Origin of the sequence: Mesorhizobium sp. NZP2234 (assembly GCF_013170765.1) — a bacterium.
In the GTDB taxonomy this organism is placed as follows: Bacteria; Pseudomonadota; Alphaproteobacteria; order Rhizobiales; family Rhizobiaceae; genus Mesorhizobium; species Mesorhizobium loti_D.
The window spans coordinates 537,911-557,322 of the sequence record NZ_CP033364.1; the positions used below are offsets into that span (position 1 = coordinate 537,911).

At 62.9% G+C, this 19,412-nt stretch carries 20 protein-coding genes; 14 read left to right on the top strand and 6 right to left on the bottom strand.

Going from position 1 to position 19,412, the window contains the following annotated elements:
• Positions 1-30: 30 nt before the first annotated feature.
• The 3 genes from EB230_RS02450 to EB230_RS02460 form a co-directional block, all read right to left on the bottom strand.
• Positions 31-1,260, bottom strand: coding sequence for an FAD-dependent oxidoreductase (locus EB230_RS02450; protein WP_246738899.1), 1,230 nt, complete (start codon positions 1,258-1,260; stop codon positions 31-33).
• A 5-nt stretch (positions 1,261-1,265) separates the two neighbouring features.
• A complete protein-coding gene (locus EB230_RS02455; RefSeq protein WP_056568867.1) occupies positions 1,266-1,580 on the bottom strand; it encodes a MocE family 2Fe-2S type ferredoxin in 315 nt (104 codons plus the stop codon).
• A 116-nt stretch (positions 1,581-1,696) separates the two neighbouring features.
• Positions 1,697-2,788: a fatty acid desaturase family protein gene (locus EB230_RS02460; RefSeq protein ID WP_172371215.1), complete on the bottom strand. Its 1,092-nt coding sequence runs from the start codon at positions 2,786-2,788 to the stop codon at positions 1,697-1,699.
• A 167-nt stretch (positions 2,789-2,955) separates the two neighbouring features.
• On the opposite strand from EB230_RS02460, the gene EB230_RS02465 reads away from it, so the two are divergent.
• The gene (locus tag EB230_RS02465) at positions 2,956-3,987 is read left to right on the top strand and encodes a LacI family DNA-binding transcriptional regulator (protein ID WP_056568860.1); all 1,032 of its coding nucleotides are present in this window, start codon (positions 2,956-2,958) and stop codon (positions 3,985-3,987) included.
• Positions 3,988-4,056: 69 nt separating this feature from the next.
• The gene (locus EB230_RS02470; RefSeq protein ID WP_056568857.1) at positions 4,057-4,851 is read left to right on the top strand and encodes a hypothetical protein; all 795 of its coding nucleotides are present in this window, start codon (positions 4,057-4,059) and stop codon (positions 4,849-4,851) included.
• 117 nt (positions 4,852-4,968) lie between these two features.
• On the opposite strand, the gene EB230_RS02475 is transcribed toward EB230_RS02470, so the two are convergent.
• Complete coding sequence (locus EB230_RS02475) at positions 4,969-5,763, bottom strand: FkbM family methyltransferase (protein ID WP_056568854.1); 795 nt, start codon at positions 5,761-5,763, stop codon at positions 4,969-4,971.
• A 174-nt stretch (positions 5,764-5,937) separates the two neighbouring features.
• Between EB230_RS02475 and EB230_RS02480 the strand changes: the two genes are divergently transcribed.
• The 9 genes from EB230_RS02480 to EB230_RS02520 all read left to right on the top strand — a co-directional run bounded on the left by EB230_RS02480 (position 5,938) and on the right by EB230_RS02520 (position 13,506).
• Complete coding sequence (locus EB230_RS02480) at positions 5,938-6,174, top strand: hypothetical protein (protein ID WP_155772469.1); 237 nt, start codon at positions 5,938-5,940, stop codon at positions 6,172-6,174.
• A 190-nt stretch (positions 6,175-6,364) separates the two neighbouring features.
• Positions 6,365-7,306 carry a sugar ABC transporter substrate-binding protein gene (locus tag EB230_RS02485; protein ID WP_056568850.1) on the top strand — a complete coding sequence of 314 codons (942 nt, stop codon included), beginning with the start codon at positions 6,365-6,367 and terminating at the stop codon, positions 7,304-7,306.
• 109 nt (positions 7,307-7,415) lie between these two features.
• Positions 7,416-8,492, top strand: coding sequence for an ABC transporter permease (locus EB230_RS02490; protein WP_056568846.1), 1,077 nt, complete (start codon positions 7,416-7,418; stop codon positions 8,490-8,492).
• Between the two features lie 2 nt (positions 8,493-8,494).
• Positions 8,495-9,262 (top strand): ATP-binding cassette domain-containing protein, encoded by a 768-nt coding sequence (locus EB230_RS02495; protein ID WP_027040720.1) that lies wholly within the window; start codon positions 8,495-8,497, stop codon positions 9,260-9,262.
• Positions 9,263-9,381: 119 nt separating this feature from the next.
• Complete coding sequence (iolG, locus tag EB230_RS02500) at positions 9,382-10,377, top strand: inositol 2-dehydrogenase (protein WP_172371217.1); 996 nt, start codon at positions 9,382-9,384, stop codon at positions 10,375-10,377.
• Positions 10,378-10,403: 26 nt separating this feature from the next.
• Complete coding sequence (locus EB230_RS02505) at positions 10,404-11,198, top strand: SDR family oxidoreductase (protein WP_056568841.1); 795 nt, start codon at positions 10,404-10,406, stop codon at positions 11,196-11,198.
• 84 nt (positions 11,199-11,282) lie between these two features.
• Positions 11,283-11,546: a type II toxin-antitoxin system Phd/YefM family antitoxin gene (locus EB230_RS02510; RefSeq protein WP_056570294.1), complete on the top strand. Its 264-nt coding sequence runs from the start codon at positions 11,283-11,285 to the stop codon at positions 11,544-11,546.
• Complete coding sequence (locus EB230_RS02515) at positions 11,543-11,965, top strand: type II toxin-antitoxin system VapC family toxin (RefSeq protein ID WP_172371218.1); 423 nt, start codon at positions 11,543-11,545, stop codon at positions 11,963-11,965. Before EB230_RS02510 ends, EB230_RS02515 begins: the two co-directional genes overlap by 4 nt.
• 449 nt (positions 11,966-12,414) lie before the next feature.
• On the top strand, positions 12,415-13,506 hold the full coding sequence (locus EB230_RS02520; protein ID WP_172371219.1) for a 3-deoxy-7-phosphoheptulonate synthase: 1,092 nt from the start codon (positions 12,415-12,417) through the stop codon (positions 13,504-13,506).
• 47 nt (positions 13,507-13,553) lie between these two features.
• On the opposite strand, the gene EB230_RS02525 is transcribed toward EB230_RS02520, so the two are convergent.
• Complete coding sequence (locus EB230_RS02525; RefSeq protein ID WP_172371220.1) at positions 13,554-14,189, bottom strand: LysE family translocator; 636 nt, start codon at positions 14,187-14,189, stop codon at positions 13,554-13,556.
• 129 nt (positions 14,190-14,318) lie between these two features.
• Between EB230_RS02525 and EB230_RS02530 the strand changes: the two genes are divergently transcribed.
• Positions 14,319-15,014: a YafY family protein gene (locus EB230_RS02530; RefSeq protein ID WP_172371221.1), complete on the top strand. Its 696-nt coding sequence runs from the start codon at positions 14,319-14,321 to the stop codon at positions 15,012-15,014.
• A gap of 12 nt (positions 15,015-15,026) precedes the next feature.
• Here EB230_RS02530 and EB230_RS02535 read toward each other — a convergent pair whose 3' ends face one another.
• Entirely contained in the window at positions 15,027-16,136 is a 1,110-nt protein-coding gene (locus tag EB230_RS02535; protein WP_056568828.1) for a Gfo/Idh/MocA family oxidoreductase, read from the bottom strand.
• 238 nt (positions 16,137-16,374) lie between these two features.
• On the opposite strand from EB230_RS02535, the gene EB230_RS02540 reads away from it, so the two are divergent.
• Positions 16,375-17,220 carry a MurR/RpiR family transcriptional regulator gene (locus tag EB230_RS02540; RefSeq protein ID WP_056568825.1) on the top strand — a complete coding sequence of 282 codons (846 nt, stop codon included), beginning with the start codon at positions 16,375-16,377 and terminating at the stop codon, positions 17,218-17,220.
• A gap of 225 nt (positions 17,221-17,445) precedes the next feature.
• Positions 17,446-19,380, top strand: coding sequence for a 5-dehydro-2-deoxygluconokinase (gene iolC / locus EB230_RS02545; protein WP_172371222.1), 1,935 nt, complete (start codon positions 17,446-17,448; stop codon positions 19,378-19,380).
• Positions 19,381-19,412 lie beyond the last annotated feature (32 nt).

The window sequence follows — 19,412 nt, forward strand, 5'->3', positions numbered from 1 at the left end:
CCTGGAGCAACCCGCGCAGGCTAGCACGGCTCAAGCCGCCAGCAACGACTTCAGCTTTACGGCCTGCGATCCCAGCGCCTCCGGCGCCGGCCTGGCCTGCTTGCCGATCAGCATTTCGGCCAGCCGGATGTCGCGGGCGACCGCGTTGCCGGGACCGATGCCGCTGGCCGCCACCAGCCTGCCGTCCTCGGCCAGGTGGAAGAGGATGAAGGCGCCGTCGCCGAGATCGCGCCGCACGGTGCCCAGGCCTTCGTCGGCAAGGCCGGATATCTGCAGGGTGAGCCCATACTGATCCGACCAGAACCACGGCACCGCCACATGCGCCTCGCCGGCACCAAGCATGTTCCTGGCGGCAAGCGCGCCCTGTTCCTGCGCATTGCGCCAGGCCTCCAGCCGCACGCGGCGGCCGCCATAGACGGCAAGCGGGAACGAACAGCAGTCGCCGGCGGCAAAGATATCGGGATCGCTGCTGCGCAGCTCGGCATCGACCGCGATGCCGTTTTCAATGGCCAGCCCGGCCTCGGCCGCGAGCCCGGTCGCCGGCACGGCGCCGATGCCGATGATGGCGAGATCGGCTGTGATCTCGCGTCCGCCGGCAAGCGCGATACGCACTTGTTCCCCGTCGTCGGCAATGGACGCAATGCCTTCACCGCACAGGATATCGACGCCTTCGGCGACATGCGCCGCATGGATAATTTCGGCGATCTCGGCCGGGACGCCGCGCATCAGGATGCGCGGCTGGGCCTCGATGACAGTGACCGCAGCGGCGAGCTTGCGGGCCGCGGCGGCGAGTTCGAGGCCGATGAAGCCGCCGCCGATGACGGCGATGCGGTTGTCCGCGCGGAGGTGGGCGCGAATGGCCAGCGCATCGGCGAATGTCCTGAGATAAACGCAGCGCTTGCCGAGGCCAGGCATCTGCAGTCTGCGCGGGGTCGAGCCGGTGGCCAGCAGCAACTTGTCGTAGGGCAGGACCGAACCGTCCGACAGACGCACCGTATGGGCGGCGCGATCGATCGCCACGGCCCTGACGGAACGGATATGCCGGATCGATTTCTCGGCCAGGATCGCGTCGCTGGCGATCGCCTTGATTTCCGGCACGTCGCTGGCCATCGCGTCCTTGGACAAAGGCGGACGTTCGTAGGGCAGATGCGGCTCGTCGCCGACCAGCGTCACCGGCCCGCCATAGCCAAGATCGCGCAGCGCAAGAGCCGCCCGCCCGCCGCATTCGCCGGCCCCGATGATGACCATTGCGCGCGCCATCTCCGTCACCCGATCTGCACGAGGACTTTGCCGCCCTCGACCTTGACCGGATAGGTCCTGAGGCTGACGCAGACCGGCGCGCCCCTGGCCGCGCCGGTCTTGTAGTTGAAGCGGCCATTGTGTTTGGGGCATTCGATGATGTCGTCCATCACCAGGCCGTCGGCAAGATGCACCTTCTCATGCGTGCAGAGCCCGTCCGTGGCGAAGTATTCGTCGTCGGGACTGCGATAGATGGCGAAGGTGCGCCCGCCATGATCGAAGCGCATTACGTCCTCTTCATCGATGTCATCGGCAGCACACGCCTCGACCCAGTCGCTCATTCAGTCCTCCGCAAAAGCAATTCCAGGAAAGGTGCGCAACGGTTTCCCGGGAAAGCGCTTGGCGCTTTCCCCCAGGGAATTGCGTTGAAACAAAGAGTGCAGATCGGATGCCACGATCATTCCGCCGCGGCGGCGACGGCATCGCCATGGAATTCCTCGCGGTACGGCCTGGCGGTCGGCGGCAGTTCGCGCTTAAGGAAGTAATCCTCGTTGCGCAGCTGGCGCAGGAAGACCGGGATCATCTCGCGGTAGCCGGCCAGGATGGATGGCGTCGGCGCCGGCAGATCATGCTTGATCAGCGCATGCAGCTTGGGTAGCGCGTGGTACGGCACCATCGGGAACATGTGATGCTCCACATGATAGTTCATGTTCCAGTAGATGAAGCGGCTGATCGGGTTCATGTAGACGGTACGGCTGTTGAGCCGGTGGTCGATGACATTGTCGGCGAGGCCGCCATGCTGCAGCAGGCCGACCATGACGTGGTGCCAGGCGCCATAGAGCCTGGGCAGGCCGACCAGCATCAAGGGCAGGAACGATCCGGTGTAGAGCGCCAGCGCCATGGTCGCGGCATAGATCGCGGTCCAGATGCGGGCAACACGGATCGCCTTGCCCTGCTCCTGCTCGGGAATGAAGGTTTTTTCCGCCGCGCTGATGTTGCCAGCGGCGTTGCGCAGCATGTCCGACATCGCATGCCAGGCATCGAGCACGCCGACAAAGCCAAGGACGGCGCGCACCAGGTCGGGCGGCCGCATGACAGAGATTTCCGGGTCGCGGCCGACGATGACGGTGTCTGTGTGGTGGCGCGTGTGGCTCCAGCGCCAGGTCACCGGGTTGCGCATGATCATGAAGCAGGCGATCTGATAGATCGCATCATTCATCCACTGCGTCCGGAAGGCCGTGCCGTGGCCGCATTCATGCCAGCGTGAATCGGTGGACGAGCCGTAGAGAACGCCATAGACGAAGAAGAACGGTACGCACCACCAGGTGCCCCAGAACCAGGCGCCGCCGGCGCCGCTGACGATGAGGGCGGCCAGCCAGATCGCGGTGTCGCGGATCGCCGGCCCGTCGGAGCGCTGCATCAGCTCCTTCATCTGCTTGCGGGACACGTCGGTGTGATACCACTCGGCGGCCGACAGGCCGTTCTCCACGGCGAGCTTGGCGTCGCGGCCGATCAGGCTGTAGTCACGCCGGGACGGCGCTGTCGTCATGGTTGCCTCCCTCGGCAGGGCATCCGCCCAGGCGAATGCCGCTTGCCCATTGGCTTCGAGCCTAAAAATACCGCCGAGCCATGATAGACTCAATATCGCAAAGATAGTTTCTATCATTTCCTATCAGAATGATGTATCCATGTGTTGGGACTCGAACGAGGGCGATCATGGCGAAACGGCCGACCATCACCGATCTGGCGCGCATTTCCGGCGTCAGCGTTGCCACGGTGGACCGGGTGCTCAACAACCGCCTGCCGGTGCGCGAGGAAACCGCCCGCCGCGTCTACGAGACGGCGACCGAGATCGGCTATCACGCCGCCGGCCTGATCAAGCAGCGGATGCGCCATGAGCTGCCGGAGTACCGGCTCGGCTTCCTGCTGTTGCGAGGCAATGACGTGTTCTATTCGGAGTTCGCGCGGCAGCTCGAGCTCGCGGTGTCGCAATCACAGCGCTTCCGCGGCGTCGCGATCATCGATTTCGCCAGTTCGCTGACGCCGGACGAAATCGTCGAACGCACGCGCAAGCTGGCGGCCAAATGCAGGGCCGTCGCGCTGGTCGGGCCGGATCACCCGACGCTGACGGTCGTCGTCGAGGAGATGAAGGCCCAGGGGTTGCCGGTGTTTTCGTTGCTGTCCGATTTCGCGGCCGGCATTCGCGAGGGTTATGTCGGCCTCGACAACCGCAAGGTCGGCCGCACCGCGGCCTGGATGATCTCGAAAGCGGCGAAACGGCCGGGCAAGGTCGCGCTGTTCGTCGGCAGCCACCGCTTCCACGGGCATGAGCTGCGCGAGATCGGCTTCCGCTCCTTCTTCCGCGAACAGGCGCCGGACTTCACCTTGCTTGAAACGCTGGTCAATCTCGAGGCCAACCAGATCACGCAGGATACGCTGCTCGATGTTCTCGCCCGCCATCCCGATCTGGTCGGCTGCTATGTCGCCGGCGGCGGCATGGAAGGCGCGGTCGCGGCACTGAGGCAAGCCAGGCCGGCGGAGATGCCGGCGGTGATCTGCAACGAGATCACCGCGGTCTCACGTTCGGCCCTGGCCGACGGCATCCTGACGATGGTGATCTCGACACCGCTGGCCGCACTTTGCCGCGAGCTCATGGACCTGATGGCGCATGCCATCGAGACCGGCGCCGCGAACGCACCGGGGCAGACCTTCCTGCCGTTCGAAATCTACCTGCCCGAGAATATCTAGCGATGCATCGCGCTTCCAGGCATGGCCGGCCGAGTTGACGCAGAATCCGGTCGCCAATATAGACCGCTAATGGGTGAGGACAGGTTTGGGTACATCGCCTTTGGCAAGGATGCTCTCTATGCTCGTGGAGCGCTTTTCAGCGCCCTTCGGCTGTTGCACTACACGCCAGGAGCCAGAATTTCAGTCCTGACGGACCGGCCAGGCGTTTTCGACGGCTATCCGATCGAAGCGATCGAGCTTACCGCCAAGGAAATGACCGAGATGTCTTTCGGCGATCGGTACCTGTTTGGCATCAAGGCCGCCGGCATCATTGAGCTGTTGCGGCGTTGCGATCGCCTGTTTTTCATGGATACCGACATCTACCCCGTCGGCAATGTATCGAGATGCTTCGGAAAAATCTCCGCCTCGCACTCGATCATGAGAAAATGCGAAGGGACACCAAAGGCCGCCGCCTACCGGGCAATCGCGGATAAGGGATTCTTGCTTGGCGACCAGCGGCTGTCGGGACGTGAGCCGATGTGGAATAGCGGCGTCGTGGGTGTCCACAATTCCAATCTCCCGGCGTTGGCTGACGCTTACCAGGCCATCGAGCAAATGATCGGCGTGGTCAGAGCGCACACGGCCGAACAGTTCTGCATTGGTGTGGCGTTATCGCAGCACGGCCGCTCCATAAGCGGACATTGGCTGCCCCTGCGGAACTATAACACCAGGGGCCGAAAGCTATTTGCCAGGCAGCGCATCGAAGCCTTTTTCGAGCGCGCCAATCAGCTGACCTTAAGTCAACAGATCGAGTCTGCGGCGAAATACCGGATATCGCGGGCTCCGCTCGACTTGTTGATGCAGCGGGACATCTGGCACTTCTAGGCCGCGCCCATCACAGGCATCGCGATACCGCGGACGGCGGCAGCACCCCAAGGGAAGAGGCCGCCGCGGCCCTCGGCAAAGCACCCACCGCCTAACTGGTTGGATGGCGATCGTTCGCTATGGCAGAAAGAGAATATCGTTGGTCCCGCCGGGCAAGTTGCGAATGTCCACATCCCTTTCGGACTTTCCGCTGAAGACGACACAACGTCCATAATATTGGGCCAAATCCGCCGCCATTTCACTTGCTTCCGACGGCTCATACCGAGATGGCACATATTCCATCAGGATTGGAACTCGGCGTTCCAGCAAGTCCCTCATGGATCTCAGGGCCGCAGGCTCGGCGCCCTCAATGTCCATCCAGACGAGGCCAATATCGTCAGGATTGACGTCGACCTCACGCAGGATTTCATCCACGCGCCGAAGAGGCACTTGGACAGATCGAGCACCCTCCCCAGGCCTGATAACACCGCCTGCCCCACAATTTTTTTCGTCAAAGTAAAAGTCGACGACGCCATTGTGGTCACCCACCGCGCACTCAATAACGGTTGTTCCATCCATCAGCCCATTGAGAGACAGATTTTGCTTCAATAGCTGAATATTGTCGGGCGCAGGCTCGATGCAAACCAGTCGGTCGAACCGGCCGCTACGTGTCAAGTAGACGCTATGTGTACCGATATTGGCGCCAACCTCTAAAAGTGTTCTCCCGCCGGTCTGCCCAATGATCTCCAGCACTCTGTCCGCTAGATCGCGTTGGTAATGGCCGTCCTTGAACAAGCTTCTCCCTATGTACTCATGTGGCGAGAAGGTAAGGCGATGATCCGCGAACTGTCTGGTGACGAGGACAATATCTTCGTTAATGGTCAGCAGGCTGAAGTAGCGGAACCGGTCGAAGGTTCGAAGTCCGGCAAACATCCTATCGCGTGAACGCTGAAGCACTCTGTCAATTGGCCGAAATAATCTCATATGCAGATCCCCAAAATATTTCGAGGGACCTGATTTGTTGCAAATTCCACATATTGATGCGCATATTTTAAAATCCCCCCAATATTTTTTACCTCCAAGCGTGAGTTCTTACAAGATTGGAAAATGACAATATTTCCTGATCCCCTCGCTTCTACCAACCACGGCATGGCTCCGGTGGAGACGACGACAGAGGCTGGCGATCTGGCCATCACCGATATCCCCGGACTTGCCTCGGCTTTGGATCAGCCTCGCACAGAGCACGCGCGCCCCAACCCGCATCGACGCCGCTTTTCCGCATCGGCCAAAATCGAGCGTCCGGTTTTGGAATCGCCCTTGACGCCTCGTGGCAAAATGGAATAAATATTTCACCAACTGTACATTTTGGTTCTTTCGTTCCGGAACGTCTGTTTCAAACGGCGAGTTTGGCGTTCCAGCCGATGCAGGGCCCTGCAGCGCGGAACGAAACGATATCAGGGAGAGATTCCCCGGGGAGATCGGGGATTCCGGAGAAATCGGTGCAACCGGACACCAAAAGTGGAGGAGAGATACAATGAAGAAACTGCTTTTGGGCGTCGCCTTCGCGGCGCTGATGAGTTCATCGGCCATGGCCGCCAAGATCGGCGTATCGATGGCCAAGTTCGACGACAACTTCCTCACCGTGCTGCGCAACGGCATGATTGCGCAGGCAAAGGGCATGAGCGGCGTCGAGCTGCAGGTCGAGGACGCGCAGAACGACGTCGCCAAGCAACTCGATCAGATCAAGAACTTCGCCGCTTCGGGCGTTGACGCCATCATCGTCAACCCTGTCGACACCTCGGCGACGCAGGCGATGTCGGACGCCGCGGCAGCCGCCAAGATCCCACTGGTCTACGTCAACCGCGAGCCTGTCAATGTGAACTCGCTGCCGGACAACCAGGCCTTCGTCGCCTCGAACGAAGCCGATTCCGGCACGCTCGAGACCAAGGAAGTCTGCCGCCTGTTCAAGGAAGCCGGCAAGAAGGAGGCCAATGTCTATGTGATCATGGGCGAGCTTTCCAACCAGGCCGCCGTGCAGCGCACCAAGGACATCGAAGAGGTGATCGCCACGCCGGACTGCAGCTTCATCAAGATCATCGACAAGCAGACCTCGAACTGGAACCGCGACGAGGCGCAGAACCTGATGACCAACTGGCTGTCGACCGGCAAGAAGTTCGATGGCGTCATCGCCAACAATGACGAAAGCGCCATCGGCGCGATCCAGGCGATGAAGGCCGCCAACATCGACATGAAGTCGGTTGTCGTCGGCGGCGTCGACGCCACCCAGGACGCTCTGGCGGCGATGCAGGCGGGCGACCTTGATGCAACCGTGTTCCAGGACGCGGCCGGCCAGGGTGCCGGCGCGTTGGATGCGGCGCTCAAGCTGTCCAAGGGTGAGAAGGTCGAGCACAAGGTCTACGTGCCGTTCCAGCTCGTCACCCCGGCCAACATCGACAAGTTCCTGAAGAAGAACTGAGCCGCGGACATATGGAGCGGCGCTTTCGCGCCAAGGAAGGCGCCGCTCCTCTTTCCCTCAGCGCCTGAAGGCGATCGAGGAACGACCGCGGCTGACGGAGGATAGAAGATTGTCACAGACATCCCATGGCGTTGGAGGGCTCACCTACGATGCGAAGAAGCGCGCATGGCCGGCCGAACTCAATGTCTTCCTGGCGCTTGTCATCCTCGTCGTCGCCTTCGAAGTGATCGGGCGGGTCTTTCTCGGCGACAGTTTCCTGTTCAACACGCGCAGCGACGTCGGCGGGATCTTCAACGAGGCGCGCCTGCAGATCATCATCCTGCAGGTGTCGATCGTCGGCATCATCGCCATCGGCGTGACGCAGGTGATCATCACCGGAGGTATCGACCTGTCCTCGGGTTCGATTGTCGGCGCCACCGCCATGATCGCCATGAGTTTCGCCCAGGTGGCAACCGTCAACGGCAACCCAAATCCCAAGGCGATGTTCCTGGCACAAGGCTGGACCGACCTGCCTGTGATCGTGCCACTGCTGGTCGCGATCGGCTGCGGCTTGCTGGCCGGCCTCGTCAATGGCTCATTGATCGCCTACACGCGCATTCCGCCCTTCATCGCCACGCTCGGCATGATGGTCACCGCGCGCGGCATCGCCAAATGGTGGTCCAAGGGCCAGCCGATCTCTTTTCCCACCGACAGTTTCGCGGCGATCGGCAAGGGCTTGATGCCGGTCATCATCTTCCTGTCGCTGGCGGTGCTGTTCCAGCTGGTTATGACCTACACAAGGTACGGCAAGCACTGTTATGCGATCGGCTCCAACGAGGACGCCGCGCGCATGTCCGGCATCAAGATCGCCAATCACAAGATCCTGGTCTACGCCATCGCCGGCATACTCGCCGCGCTCGCCGCCGTGGTGCTGAGCTCCAAGAACTTGACCGCGCAGTCCGGCATGGGCGTGATGTACGAACTCGACGCCATCGCCATGGCGGTCATCGGCGGCGTCTCGCTGTCGGGCGGCCGCGGCTCGATCATCGGCACGGTGATCGGTTCGCTGATCTTCGGCGTCATCATCTCCGGCTTCACCTTCCTGCGCCTCGACGCCTACTACCAGGAGATGGTCAAGGGCGTGATCATCGTCGGCGCGGTCGTTCTCGACCAGTGGCGCCAACGCCTGCGGGCATTGAGGGCTTGACCATGTCAGACATCGTCCTGAAGACCGAAAACCTCACCAAGCGCTATGGCGGTGTGCATGCGCTGGAAGGCGCCAACTTCGAGCTGCGCAAGGGCGAGCATGTCGCCATCATGGGTGACAATGGCGCCGGCAAGTCGACCTTCGTGCGCCAGATCACCGCCGTGGAGCAGCGCACCAGCGGCCAGATCTGGTTCGACGGCAAGGAAGTGAATTTTGCCGGGCCGATCGAGGCCCGCACGGCGGGCATCGAGACGGTGTTCCAGAACCTGGCATTGGCCGATGATCTCGACGTGCCGTCGAACCTGTTCCTCGGCCGCGAAAAGGTGCTGTTCAATCTCGGGCCATTCTCGATCCTCGACCGCAAATACATGCGCAAGGCAACCGAAGCGGCACTGATCCGCACGGCGGTGAAGATCCCCAATCTCTCCAACACCATCCGCCACATGTCGGGCGGCCAGCGTCAGTGCGTGGCAATCGCCAGGACGGCGACCTTCGCCTCCAAGCTGATCATCATGGACGAGCCGACGGCGGCCCTTGGCGTGCAGGAGACGGCGCAGGTCGAAAACATCATCCGTACGCTGAAAGACAATGGCGAGCCGCTGATCCTGATCAGCCACAATATGCGCCAGGTGTTCGACCTGTGCGACCGCATCGTCGTCTTTCGGCGCGGCCGCATCGTCGCCAATCTGCGCAAGGAGAACACCGACGGCCAGGACATCGTCTCCTACATCACCGGCGCCAAGACCGGAGAGGCGGAACTCGCGGCCTAGGCGGAGTGGTTGCCCGGTTCCGGGACGATCCGCCGCGCCAGGAAAATACCCAGCCACCTTTCCCTGACAGAAAGGTCAGGACACAACTCTCTCGAACCCATCCCTCAGAGGAAATATCCATGACTGTTCGTTTCGCCCTCCTCGGCGCCGGCCGCATCGGCAAGGTCCATGCCCGCGCCGTCGGCTCCAACCCCGATGCAAAACTGGTGGCGGTGGCCGATGCTTTCGACAAGGCGGCTAAGGAGCTGGCGAGCGCCTATGGCGCCGAGGTGCGCACCATCGACGCCATCGAGACATCCAAAGACATCGACGCCGTCGTCATCTGCACGCCGACCGACACCCATGCCGATCTGATCGAGCGTTTCGCCAAGGCCGGCAAGGCGATCTTCTGCGAGAAGCCGATCGACCTTAACGTCAAGCGGGTGGAGAATTGCCTGGCCGTGGTCGAGAAGGCCAAGGCGACGCTGATGGTGGGTTTCAACAGGCGCTTCGACCCGCATTTCGCCGCCGTGCGCAAGGCCATCGACGACGGCGCCATCGGCACGGTCGAGATGGTCACCATCACGTCGCGCGATCCCGGCCCGCCGCCAGTCGACTACATCAAGCGCTCGGGCGGCATTTTCCGCGACATGACCATTCATGATTTCGACATGGCGCGCTTCCTGCTCGGCGAAGAACCTGTCGCCGTGAGCGCGCACGCCTCGGTGCTCGTCGACAAGAAAATCGGCGAAGCCGGCGATTTTGATAGCGTCAGCGTCATCCTGGAGACGGCTTCGGGCAAGCAGGCAATCATTTCGAACTCGCGCCGCGCCACCTATGGCTACGACCAGCGCATCGAGGTGCATGGTTCGAAAGGCATGATCGCGGCCGAGAACCAGCGGCCGGTGTCGATCGAGCTGGCCAACGAGAAGGGTTATACGCGCCCGCCTTTGCACGACTTCTTCATGACCCGCTATCTCGACGCCTATGCCAATGAGATTGCCGCCTTCATCACGGCCGCGACAAAGGGCAAGAAGGCGACGCCAAGTGGCGCCGACGGCCTCGTGGCGCTGAAGCTGGCCGATGCGGCGCTGAAATCGGCGACATCAGGCAAGACCGTCCGTCTCGACAAGTAAGAATTCCAAGACACAGGAGCAGAGCGATGAGCGTATCCGCCGATCGTAATTCACAGACACGCGCCATCGTCACCGGCGGCGCGCAAGGCATCGGCTTCGCCGTCGCCGAGGCACTCGCCGACGAGGGCTGCCGGGCGCTGGCGCTTATCGGCCGCTCGCAGGAGAAGGGCGACAAGGCCGTCGCCACCCTCAAGAAGTCGGGCGTCGACGCCATCTTCATCAGCGCCGACGTTTCCAAGGTGGCCGACTGCAAGCGCGCGGTGGCAACCGCGCTCTCGCATTTCGGCACCATCAACGCGCTGGTCAATGCCGCCGCGACGTCGGCGCGCGGCTCGCTGGTCGAGACATCGGAAGAGCTTTTCGATCAGATCTTCGACACCAATGTGCGCGGCCCGTTCTTCCTGATGCAGGGCGTGGTGGCGCATCTCCTGGAGAAGAAGGCTTCCGGCTCGATCGTCAATGTTCTGTCGATGTCGGCACATACCGGCCAGTCCTTCCTGACGCCCTATTCGACCAGCAAGGGCGCGCTGATGACGCTGACCAAGAACGTCGCCAACGCCTATCGCTTCAACCGCATCCGCTGCAACGCGGTGCTGCCGGGCTGGATGGATACCGAGGGCGAGGACCTCGTGCAGAAGAAATGGCATGACGCCCCGGACGACTGGCTGGCGAAAGCCGAAGCCGCACAGCCGATGGGCCAGCTGGTCAAGCCGGACCAACTCGCCCGGCTGATCAGCTACATGGTCAGCCCGCAATCGGGGGTCATGACCGGATCGCTGGTCGACTACGACCAGAGCGTTGCGGGGTCGTCACCGGAGTAGGTTCAACCAGTAGCCTCGCGCCTGTTGCTGCAGCATCGCCATTCCCATATAGTCAAGATAGTCAGACTAGTCATGGAGATTGAGATGCTGCCTGTGGCCAAAGATACGAGCTGGACGGTCGCTGGGGCAAAGGCTCGGCTCTCGGAGGTTATCGAGCGCGCGCAGTCTTCTCCGCAGACGATCACCAAAAACGGCAAACCAAGCGTGGTTGTCGTCTCGGCCGAGGAATGGCAGCGAAAGACCGCGCGCAAGGGTACGCTTGCGCAGTTCCTGCTGGAGTCACCGCTGCGCGGCGCCGATCTCGACCTCGAGCGCCAGCGTGACGAACCGCGTGACCTGCCGCTGTGAGGCTGCTGCTCGATACGAATGTCCTGTCCGAGGTGACAAGGCCGGGGCCAGACGCGCGCGTTCTGGACTGGCTGGACGGGCTTGATGAGGATCGCTCATTCATCAGTGTCGTGTCGATCGCCGAGATCCGGGGTGGCGTCGCCCTCATGGACGAGGGCCGGAAACGCAAGGCACTGGCCGAATGGCTCGCCCGAGACCTGCCGCAGCGTTTCGAGCAAAGGATTTTGCCTGTGGACGAGCCGGTTGCCCTGGCCTGGGGCGACCTTATAGGCCTTGCGAAGCGTCGCGGTCGCGGCCTGTCGTCAATGGACGGGCTGATCGCAGCCACGGCGATTGCGCAGCGGCTAACCTTGGTAACGCGCAATACCAGGGATTTCGAAGGCTTTGGGATAGAACTCCTCGATCCCTGGACGGCATGAAGTTTGGCGGGAACGTCCATCACTTCGTCATCCACGGGCGGAGCAAGGAGCGCAGCGACGCGGCGCGGACCCTGGACTCCATGCCGGGGCTCGAAAGCGTTGCCGCGGTGCAGAATTCTGCTTCGCTGCACCCTTCGACCGAGGTCGCGGAATGGATCCCAGGGTCTCCGCGACGGAGCTTGGCTCCTGCTTCGCCCAGGGATGACAAAATCGCGAGGGTTCGGCCTCCCCGGAATTGACTGCCATCAAAGACGTGACAAGCGCCTCGGCTTCGATTATATGAGCGGCATGATCCACCTGTCCGCCACCTATTGGTACTTTAGCAGCTCGCTGGCGGCGGGAGGATTGCGCTCGATCTGAAGATTGCAGCAACAACATCCGAACAGCCGCCAGACCTGGCGGCTTTTTTGTTTCAGCCGGCAGGTCTCCTAAACCAGGAGCAGAAAGCCGTGTTGACCACCACAGACGACCTTCGGGTCAAGGAAATCCGAGAACTGAGCACGCCGGACCAGGTGATGCGGGAAATCCCGCGCACGCTGACGGCGACGCGCACCGTCAGCGCGTCACGCAATGCCATCCACGCCATTCTGAACGGGTCCGACGACCGGTTGCTCGTCGTCGTCGGGCCCTGTTCGATCCACGATCCGGTCGCGGCCGTTGATTATGCCAGCCGTCTGGCGGCGCTGCGCGAAACCCTGTCCGACCGGCTCGAGATCGTCATGCGGGTCTACTTCGAGAAGCCGCGCACCACGGTCGGCTGGAAAGGGCTGATCAACGATCCCGACCTTGACGGCAGCTTCAACATCGACAAGGGGCTGCGGATGGCGCGCAATGTGCTGTCGGCCGTCAACAATCTCGGCCTGCCGGCGGCGACCGAATTCCTCGACATGACCACCCCGCAATACATTGCCGACCTCGTCGCCTGGGGCGCGATCGGCGCGCGCACGACCGAGAGCCAGATCCACCGTGAACTGGCATCGGGCCTGTCCTGCCCGGTCGGCTTCAAGAACGGCACCGACGGCAATCTCAGGATCGCCGGCGAGGCGGTGAAATCCGCTGCCCAGCCGCACCATTTCATGGCGGTGACCAAGGGCGGACGCAGCGGCATCGCGACCACCACCGGCAATGAGGACTGCCATGTCATCCTGCGCGGCGGCGTCCTGCCCAATTATGACGCGGCGAGCGTCGAGGCGGCCTCGGTCGAACTCGCCCGCATCGGCGTCGCGCCAAGGCTGATGATCGATGTCAGCCACGCCAACTCGAGCAAGAAGCCGGAGAACCAGCCAAAGGTGGCGGCCGACGTGGCAGGCCAGGTCGCGGCGGGCGACGAGCGCATCATCGGCTTGATGATCGAGAGCAATCTCGTCGCCGGACGACAGGACGTCGTGCCTGGCAAGCCGCTGGTCTACGGCCAGAGCATCACCGATGGCTGTATCGACTGGGCGACCACCGAGACCGTATTGCACGGCCTTGCCGGTGCCGTCGAATGGCGCCGGTCAGCGCGCCGCGCCATGCTGGAGAGCCGGCAGGGAGCCGCCTGATCTGGCCGGAGACAAGGCAGGGCGGCGGTTCCCGTTTCAGCCGGGGATCATGCCGCCCTCAGCCCCTCCCATGCCGTAAACACCGCAACCGCAAAGAGCAGCAGCCCGGCCGCCCGGCCCGCAAGAGTGGTCGCCCGCGGATTGGCGATCAGAAGGTTGCGGCTGCGGCCAGCCGTGATCGCGAGCCCACCATAGATCGCGGCCTGGGTCAGGACCGTCATCAGGCCCATGATTGTCGCTTGCATCCAGATCGGGCCGTAATCCGGTCTCAGAAACTGCGGATAGACGGCAAGCACGAACAAGTATGCCTTCGGATTGATCAGGCAGGTCACCAGTCCCTGCCGAAACGCCTTCCATGCCGAGCGGCTGCCGGCAGGCCCGTCCTGACCGACGGTGATGGAGCTGCGCATCAACGAGATGCCGATGAAGGCCATGTAGGCGGCGCCGGCGATCAGCAGCGGCTTGAACAGGATCGGCACGAAATGCATCAGAAGCCCGACGCCGATGGCGCCGTTCAGCGTGTGCACCATGCCGCCGACCATGATGCCGCCGGTCGCGGCCAAGCCCCTGTCGCGGCCGCCGGTCAGCGCATTGGCCAGCACGAACAGCATATCCATGCCCGGAACGATGATGATGCCGAGCAGGAGGATAAAGAAAAGCCAGAGATTTTCCCCGTAGCCCATGTCAGTTGCCTGCCGCCCCGATCCGCCATGTCGCTGCGGAACCTGTTGATTTTCAAGTCGATAGGCAGTCCTATAGGTCTACCCAACTGACAATGGTGTGTCAGTTGGGATCGAAGCCGGGTGAGGAAAATGCGCAAGGCGTCACGCCTGTTCGAGATCATCCAGATCCTGCGTCTGGCGCGGCAGCCGGTGACGGCGGCCATGATTGCCGAGCGGCTGGAAGTGACGATCCGTTCGATCTATCGCGACATCGCCGCGCTGCAGGCGATGCGCGTGCCGATCGAGGGCGGGCGCGGCATCGGCTATATACTGCGCCCCGGCTTCGACCTGCCGCCGCTGATGTTTTCGATCGAGGAGATGGAGGCGATCGTGCTGTCGTTGGCGCTGCTGGAGCGCACGGGGGACGATGAGCTCAAACAGGCCGCCAAGCGGGTCAGCGCCAAGATCGCCGGCGCGGTGCCACCGCCCTTGCGCCAGACGCTCGACGCCAATGCGCTGCATGCGTGGGGGTTCGCCGCACCTTCGGCCGGCGCGATCGACCTGGCGCTGGTGCGCCGCGCCATCCGCGACGAGGAAAAGCTGGACCTCTCCTACCGCGACGAAATGGGCCGCGCCTCCGAGCGGCTCATCCGTCCGATCGCGCTTATCTATTACGCCGAGACCGCCAACATCGTCGCCTGGTGCGAGCTGCGCCAGGCGATCCGCAATTTCCGCAGCGACCGGATCGAGGATTGCCAGCCGACCGGGCTGCGCTTCAAGGGCGAAGGCGACCGCTTGCGGCAGATCTGGGTCGACGGCTGGGAAACCCCGGCGGTCGGCGGCTGAGGCGCGCTTGTATTATCGCACGTCCACCCAGCGTTTTTCCTGGAACGAGCGCGCCATGGCGTGCACGGTGCGTTCGATCTCCAGACCTTCGGCGAATTCGATGAGCCGCGCCGGTTTGCCGGCGAGCCGCGTCAGCAATTCGTGACACTCGATGATCTTGAGGTCGTTGAAGCCGAGATTGTGGCCGGGCGCCGGCAGGAAGGCGTCGTAGGGTCTGTGATGCGGCGCCATCAGGATGGTGCGGTAGCCCTGTTCGGTCGGACGATCCGCGGTGACATAGAGCTGGATCTCGTTCATCCGCTCCTGGTCGAACAGGATCGACCCTTTCGAACCGAAAATCTGGATGGCGATGCGGCCCTTGCGGCCCCAGGCCGAGCGGTTGACCTGAAGCGTGCCGGCGATGCCGTTTTCCAGATGCATCAGCACACTGGCGATATCATAGGTCTCCACCGCGCGGCGTCCGCCGGCCGCGAGCTTCCGGTCGGCATAGGGCTTGGCCATGTCGCAGATGACGCTGGCGACGCGGCCGAACAGCGCCGAGACCAGCGACAGCGGATGCACGGCGAAATCGTCGAGCGCGCCATAGCCGGAAGACGCCTCGTGCTTCCAGAAGAACAGGGCCTCGGGATCGGCCATGAAATCCTCGTCCATCTCGATGCGCAGATGGTTGACCTCGCCGATGATCCTCTCCTCGAGCAGCGCGCCGATGTGGCGGATGGCCGGGCTCTGGATGTAATTGTAGCCAAGCGCCGCGATCTTGCCTGATATCTTCGCCGCGGTCGTCATCGCCTCTGCCTCGGCAAAACTTGGCGCCATCGGCTTTTCGCACCACAAATGCTTGCCGGCCTCGAGAACAGCGATGGCCATTTCCGGATGGAACTGGTTGGGCGTGGTCAGCGAGACAATGTCGACCTCCGGGTCGTTGACGACGGCGCGCCAGTCGCCGGAGGCCTTGGCGAAGCCGAATTCGCCGGCTTTGCGTCGGGCCAACTCGTCATTGACCTCGCCGAGATGGACGAGCCTGGGCTTGGCGACATCCGGAAAGACGGCGCCGACGGCACTCCACGCGATGGCATGGCATTTGCCCATGAAGCCCGTGCCGATAAGACCGACGCCAACCATGTTCCGTTTCTCCGCTGCCTCAAGTACCGCGTGGATGAATTAATCCATTTTTTCTTGGAATGGAATGTCTGCCTCATTTTTTATGGCGTTCTTGCGCAGGCTCGCTATGATGGGGCAGAGAGGACGCTTCCAATGCATGCCGCCCAAAAGTGCGCAGCGGTTTTGGACAACGACATGCATGGAAGCAAACGGTCTGAAGCGCCCTGACGCGCCTTGGACAAGCTTGGACGGGCCGACGATGGACGAACGGGTACCTCGCGACTTCGAGACGCTGCGCGCCACGATCCTCGATCGTCGCGAAACCCTGCCGAAACGCATCGCGCAGATCGCCGCCTATGCGCTCGACAATCCCGACGATATCGCCTTCGGCACCGCCGCCAGCATCGCCGCCTCGGCCGGCGTGCAGCCCTCGACCCTGATCCGGTTCGCGCAGCAGCTTGGCTTCGACGGCTTCACCAGCCTGCAGCAGGTGTTCCGCGAGCGGCTGCGCGAGCGCAACTCGTCCTACGACGAACGGTTGCAGGCCTTGCGCGCCAAGGCCGAGGGCGGCGCCGGCCATCGCGCCATCTTCGATGGATTCGTCGCCGCCGCCAGCACCTCGCTCAACGACATTTCGCGTACGCTGGACGACGCGCATCTGGAAGACGCGATTTCGCTGCTGGCAAAAGCGCAGACCATCTACGTGCTGGCCAAGCGCCGCTCCTACCCGGTGGCGACCTATATCGCCTATGCGCTGGGCAAGCTGAAGATCCGCAACCAGCTGATCGAATCGGCCGCCGGCCTGAACGCCGAGATGGTCGGCTTCGCCACGCCGGCGGACGCCGTCATCGCCATCTCCTTCTCCCCCTATGCGCCGGCCACCATCGAGGAAGCACGCACCATCTCCGAACAGGGCGTGCCGATCGTCGCCATCACCGACAGCTCATTCTCGCCGCTTGCCCAGTTCGCCAGGGTCTGGTTCGAGGTTGCCGAGGCGGACTTCGCCGGCTTCCGTTCATTGTCGGCGACGATGGCGCTGGCCATGGCGCTGACTGTCGGCGTTGGGGAGAAACGGCGCGACGCAAGCCGCAAGCGCAAGGCCTGAGCCTGTCTTCGGCGGGCGCGGGCCAGGCTCAAAATCAGGCGCTGCCTCCTGCTTCCCACGCTCCAACCGCGGGATCATGATTCCGTACTTTTCGATGCGGGAATGGTCATTCCATATTGACTATGGATTGGAATTATTATTTCATATTCCCGGCACCACGCTGCCGCTCGCGCGTGTTACCCAAACAAATGTTGTTCCTGACAACAAGACCGACGGGAGGTTCCAATGAGCGAAGCCGTGGATTTGAAACAGGCGCCGCTCGACGTCATCACCATCGGTCGCGCTTCCGTCGACCTCTATGGCCAGCAGATCGGCTCGCGGCTGGAGGACATCACCTCTTTCGCCAAGTCGGTCGGCGGCTGTCCGGCCAACATCTCGGTCGGCACGGCCAGGCTCGGCCTGCGCTCGGCGCTGCTGACGCGCGTCGGCGACGAGCAGATGGGCCGCTTCATCCGCGAACAGCTCAAGCGCGAAGGCGTCAACACCGACGGCCTGAAGACGGACAAGGAGCGCCTGACGGCTCTGGTGCTGCTCTCGGTCGAGAGCGAAGGCGTCTCGCCGATGATCTTTTATCGCAGCGACTGCGCCGACATGGCGCTGGCGCCGGAGGATATCGACGAGGCGTTTGTCGCTTCGGCGCGTTCGATCGTCGTCACCGGCACGCATTTTTCCCGCCCCAACAGCGACGCCGCCCAGCGCAAGGCGATCCGCATCATGAAGGCCAGGGGCGGCAAGGTTGTCTTCGATATCGACTATCGGCCCAATTTGTGGGGCCTCGCCGGCCATGCCGAGGGCTTTGAGCGCTATGTCAAGTCGGACCGCGTCTCGGCCCAGCTGAAAACGGTGCTGCCCGATTGCGATCTCATCGTCGGCACCGAGGAAGAGATCATGATCGCCTCGGGCGCAGACGACTGCCTGAGCGCGCTGAAGACGATCCGCGCACTGTCCTCGGCCACCATCGTATTGAAGCGTGGCGCCATGGGCTGCATCGTCTATGACGGACCGATCAGCGACGATCTGGAAGACGGCATCGTCGGCAAGGGCTTCCCGATCGAGATCTACAATGTGCTGGGTGCAGGCGACGCTTTCATGTCCGGCTTCCTGCGCGGCTGGCTGGGTGGGGAAGACCATGCGACGGCGGCGACCTGGGCCAATGCCTGCGGCGCGTTTGCCGTGTCGCGGCTGCTGTGCGCGCCGGAATATCCGACCTTCGAGGAACTGCAGTTCTTCCTCAAGAACGGCAGCAAGCACCGGGCCTTGCGCAAGGACGAGGCGATCAACCACATCCATTGGGCAACGACCCGCCGGCGCGACATCCCCTCGCTGATGGCGCTCGCCTGCGACCATCGTGTGCAGCTCGAGGACGTGGCGGTCAAGGCCGGCGCCGATCCGGCGCGCATCCGCGATTTCAAGGTTCTGGCGGTCAAGGCGGCGGCCAAGGTCGCGGCCGGCCGCGACGGCTACGGCATGCTGATCGACGAGAAGCATGGCCGCGAGGCGATGTTTGAATTCGCCAGGCACCCCTTCGCCTGGCTTGGACGGCCTGTCGAACTGCCGGGTTCGCGGCCACTGCGCTTCGAATTCTCGCAGGACATCGGCTCGCAACTGGTGGAATGGCCGGTCGATCACTGCATCAAATGCCTGTGCTTTTATCATCCCGACGATCCGGCGGCGCTCAAGGAAGAACAGCAGCAGAAGCTGCGCGCGCTGTTCGAGGCGGCACGGAAAGTCGGCCGGGAACTGCTCATCGAGATCATCGCCGGCAAGCACGGCAAGCTCGACGACACCACCATTCCGCGCGCGCTGGAGGAGCTTTATGCGCTTGGCATCAAGCCCGACTGGTGGAAGCTGGAGCCGCAGGCATCGAGCGGCGCCTGGGCCAGGATCGAAACGGTGATCCTGAAGCATGATCCGTGGTGCCGCGGCATCGTCCTGCTTGGCCTGGAAGCCCCGCAGGACGAGCTGGAGGCGGCTTTCGCCGCCACCGCCAAGGCGCCCATCGTCAAGGGCTTTGCCGTCGGCCGCACCATCTTCGTCCACGCGGCCGAGGAGTGGCTGGCCGGCAGGATGTCGGATGACGAGGCTGTCGCCGACATGGCGTCGCGCTTCGAACAGCTGACCGAGGCGTGGCTTGCCGCGCGCGGACGCAAGGCGGCATAAGAAGGCGCGGCACAAGGACTGCGGAGGAAACA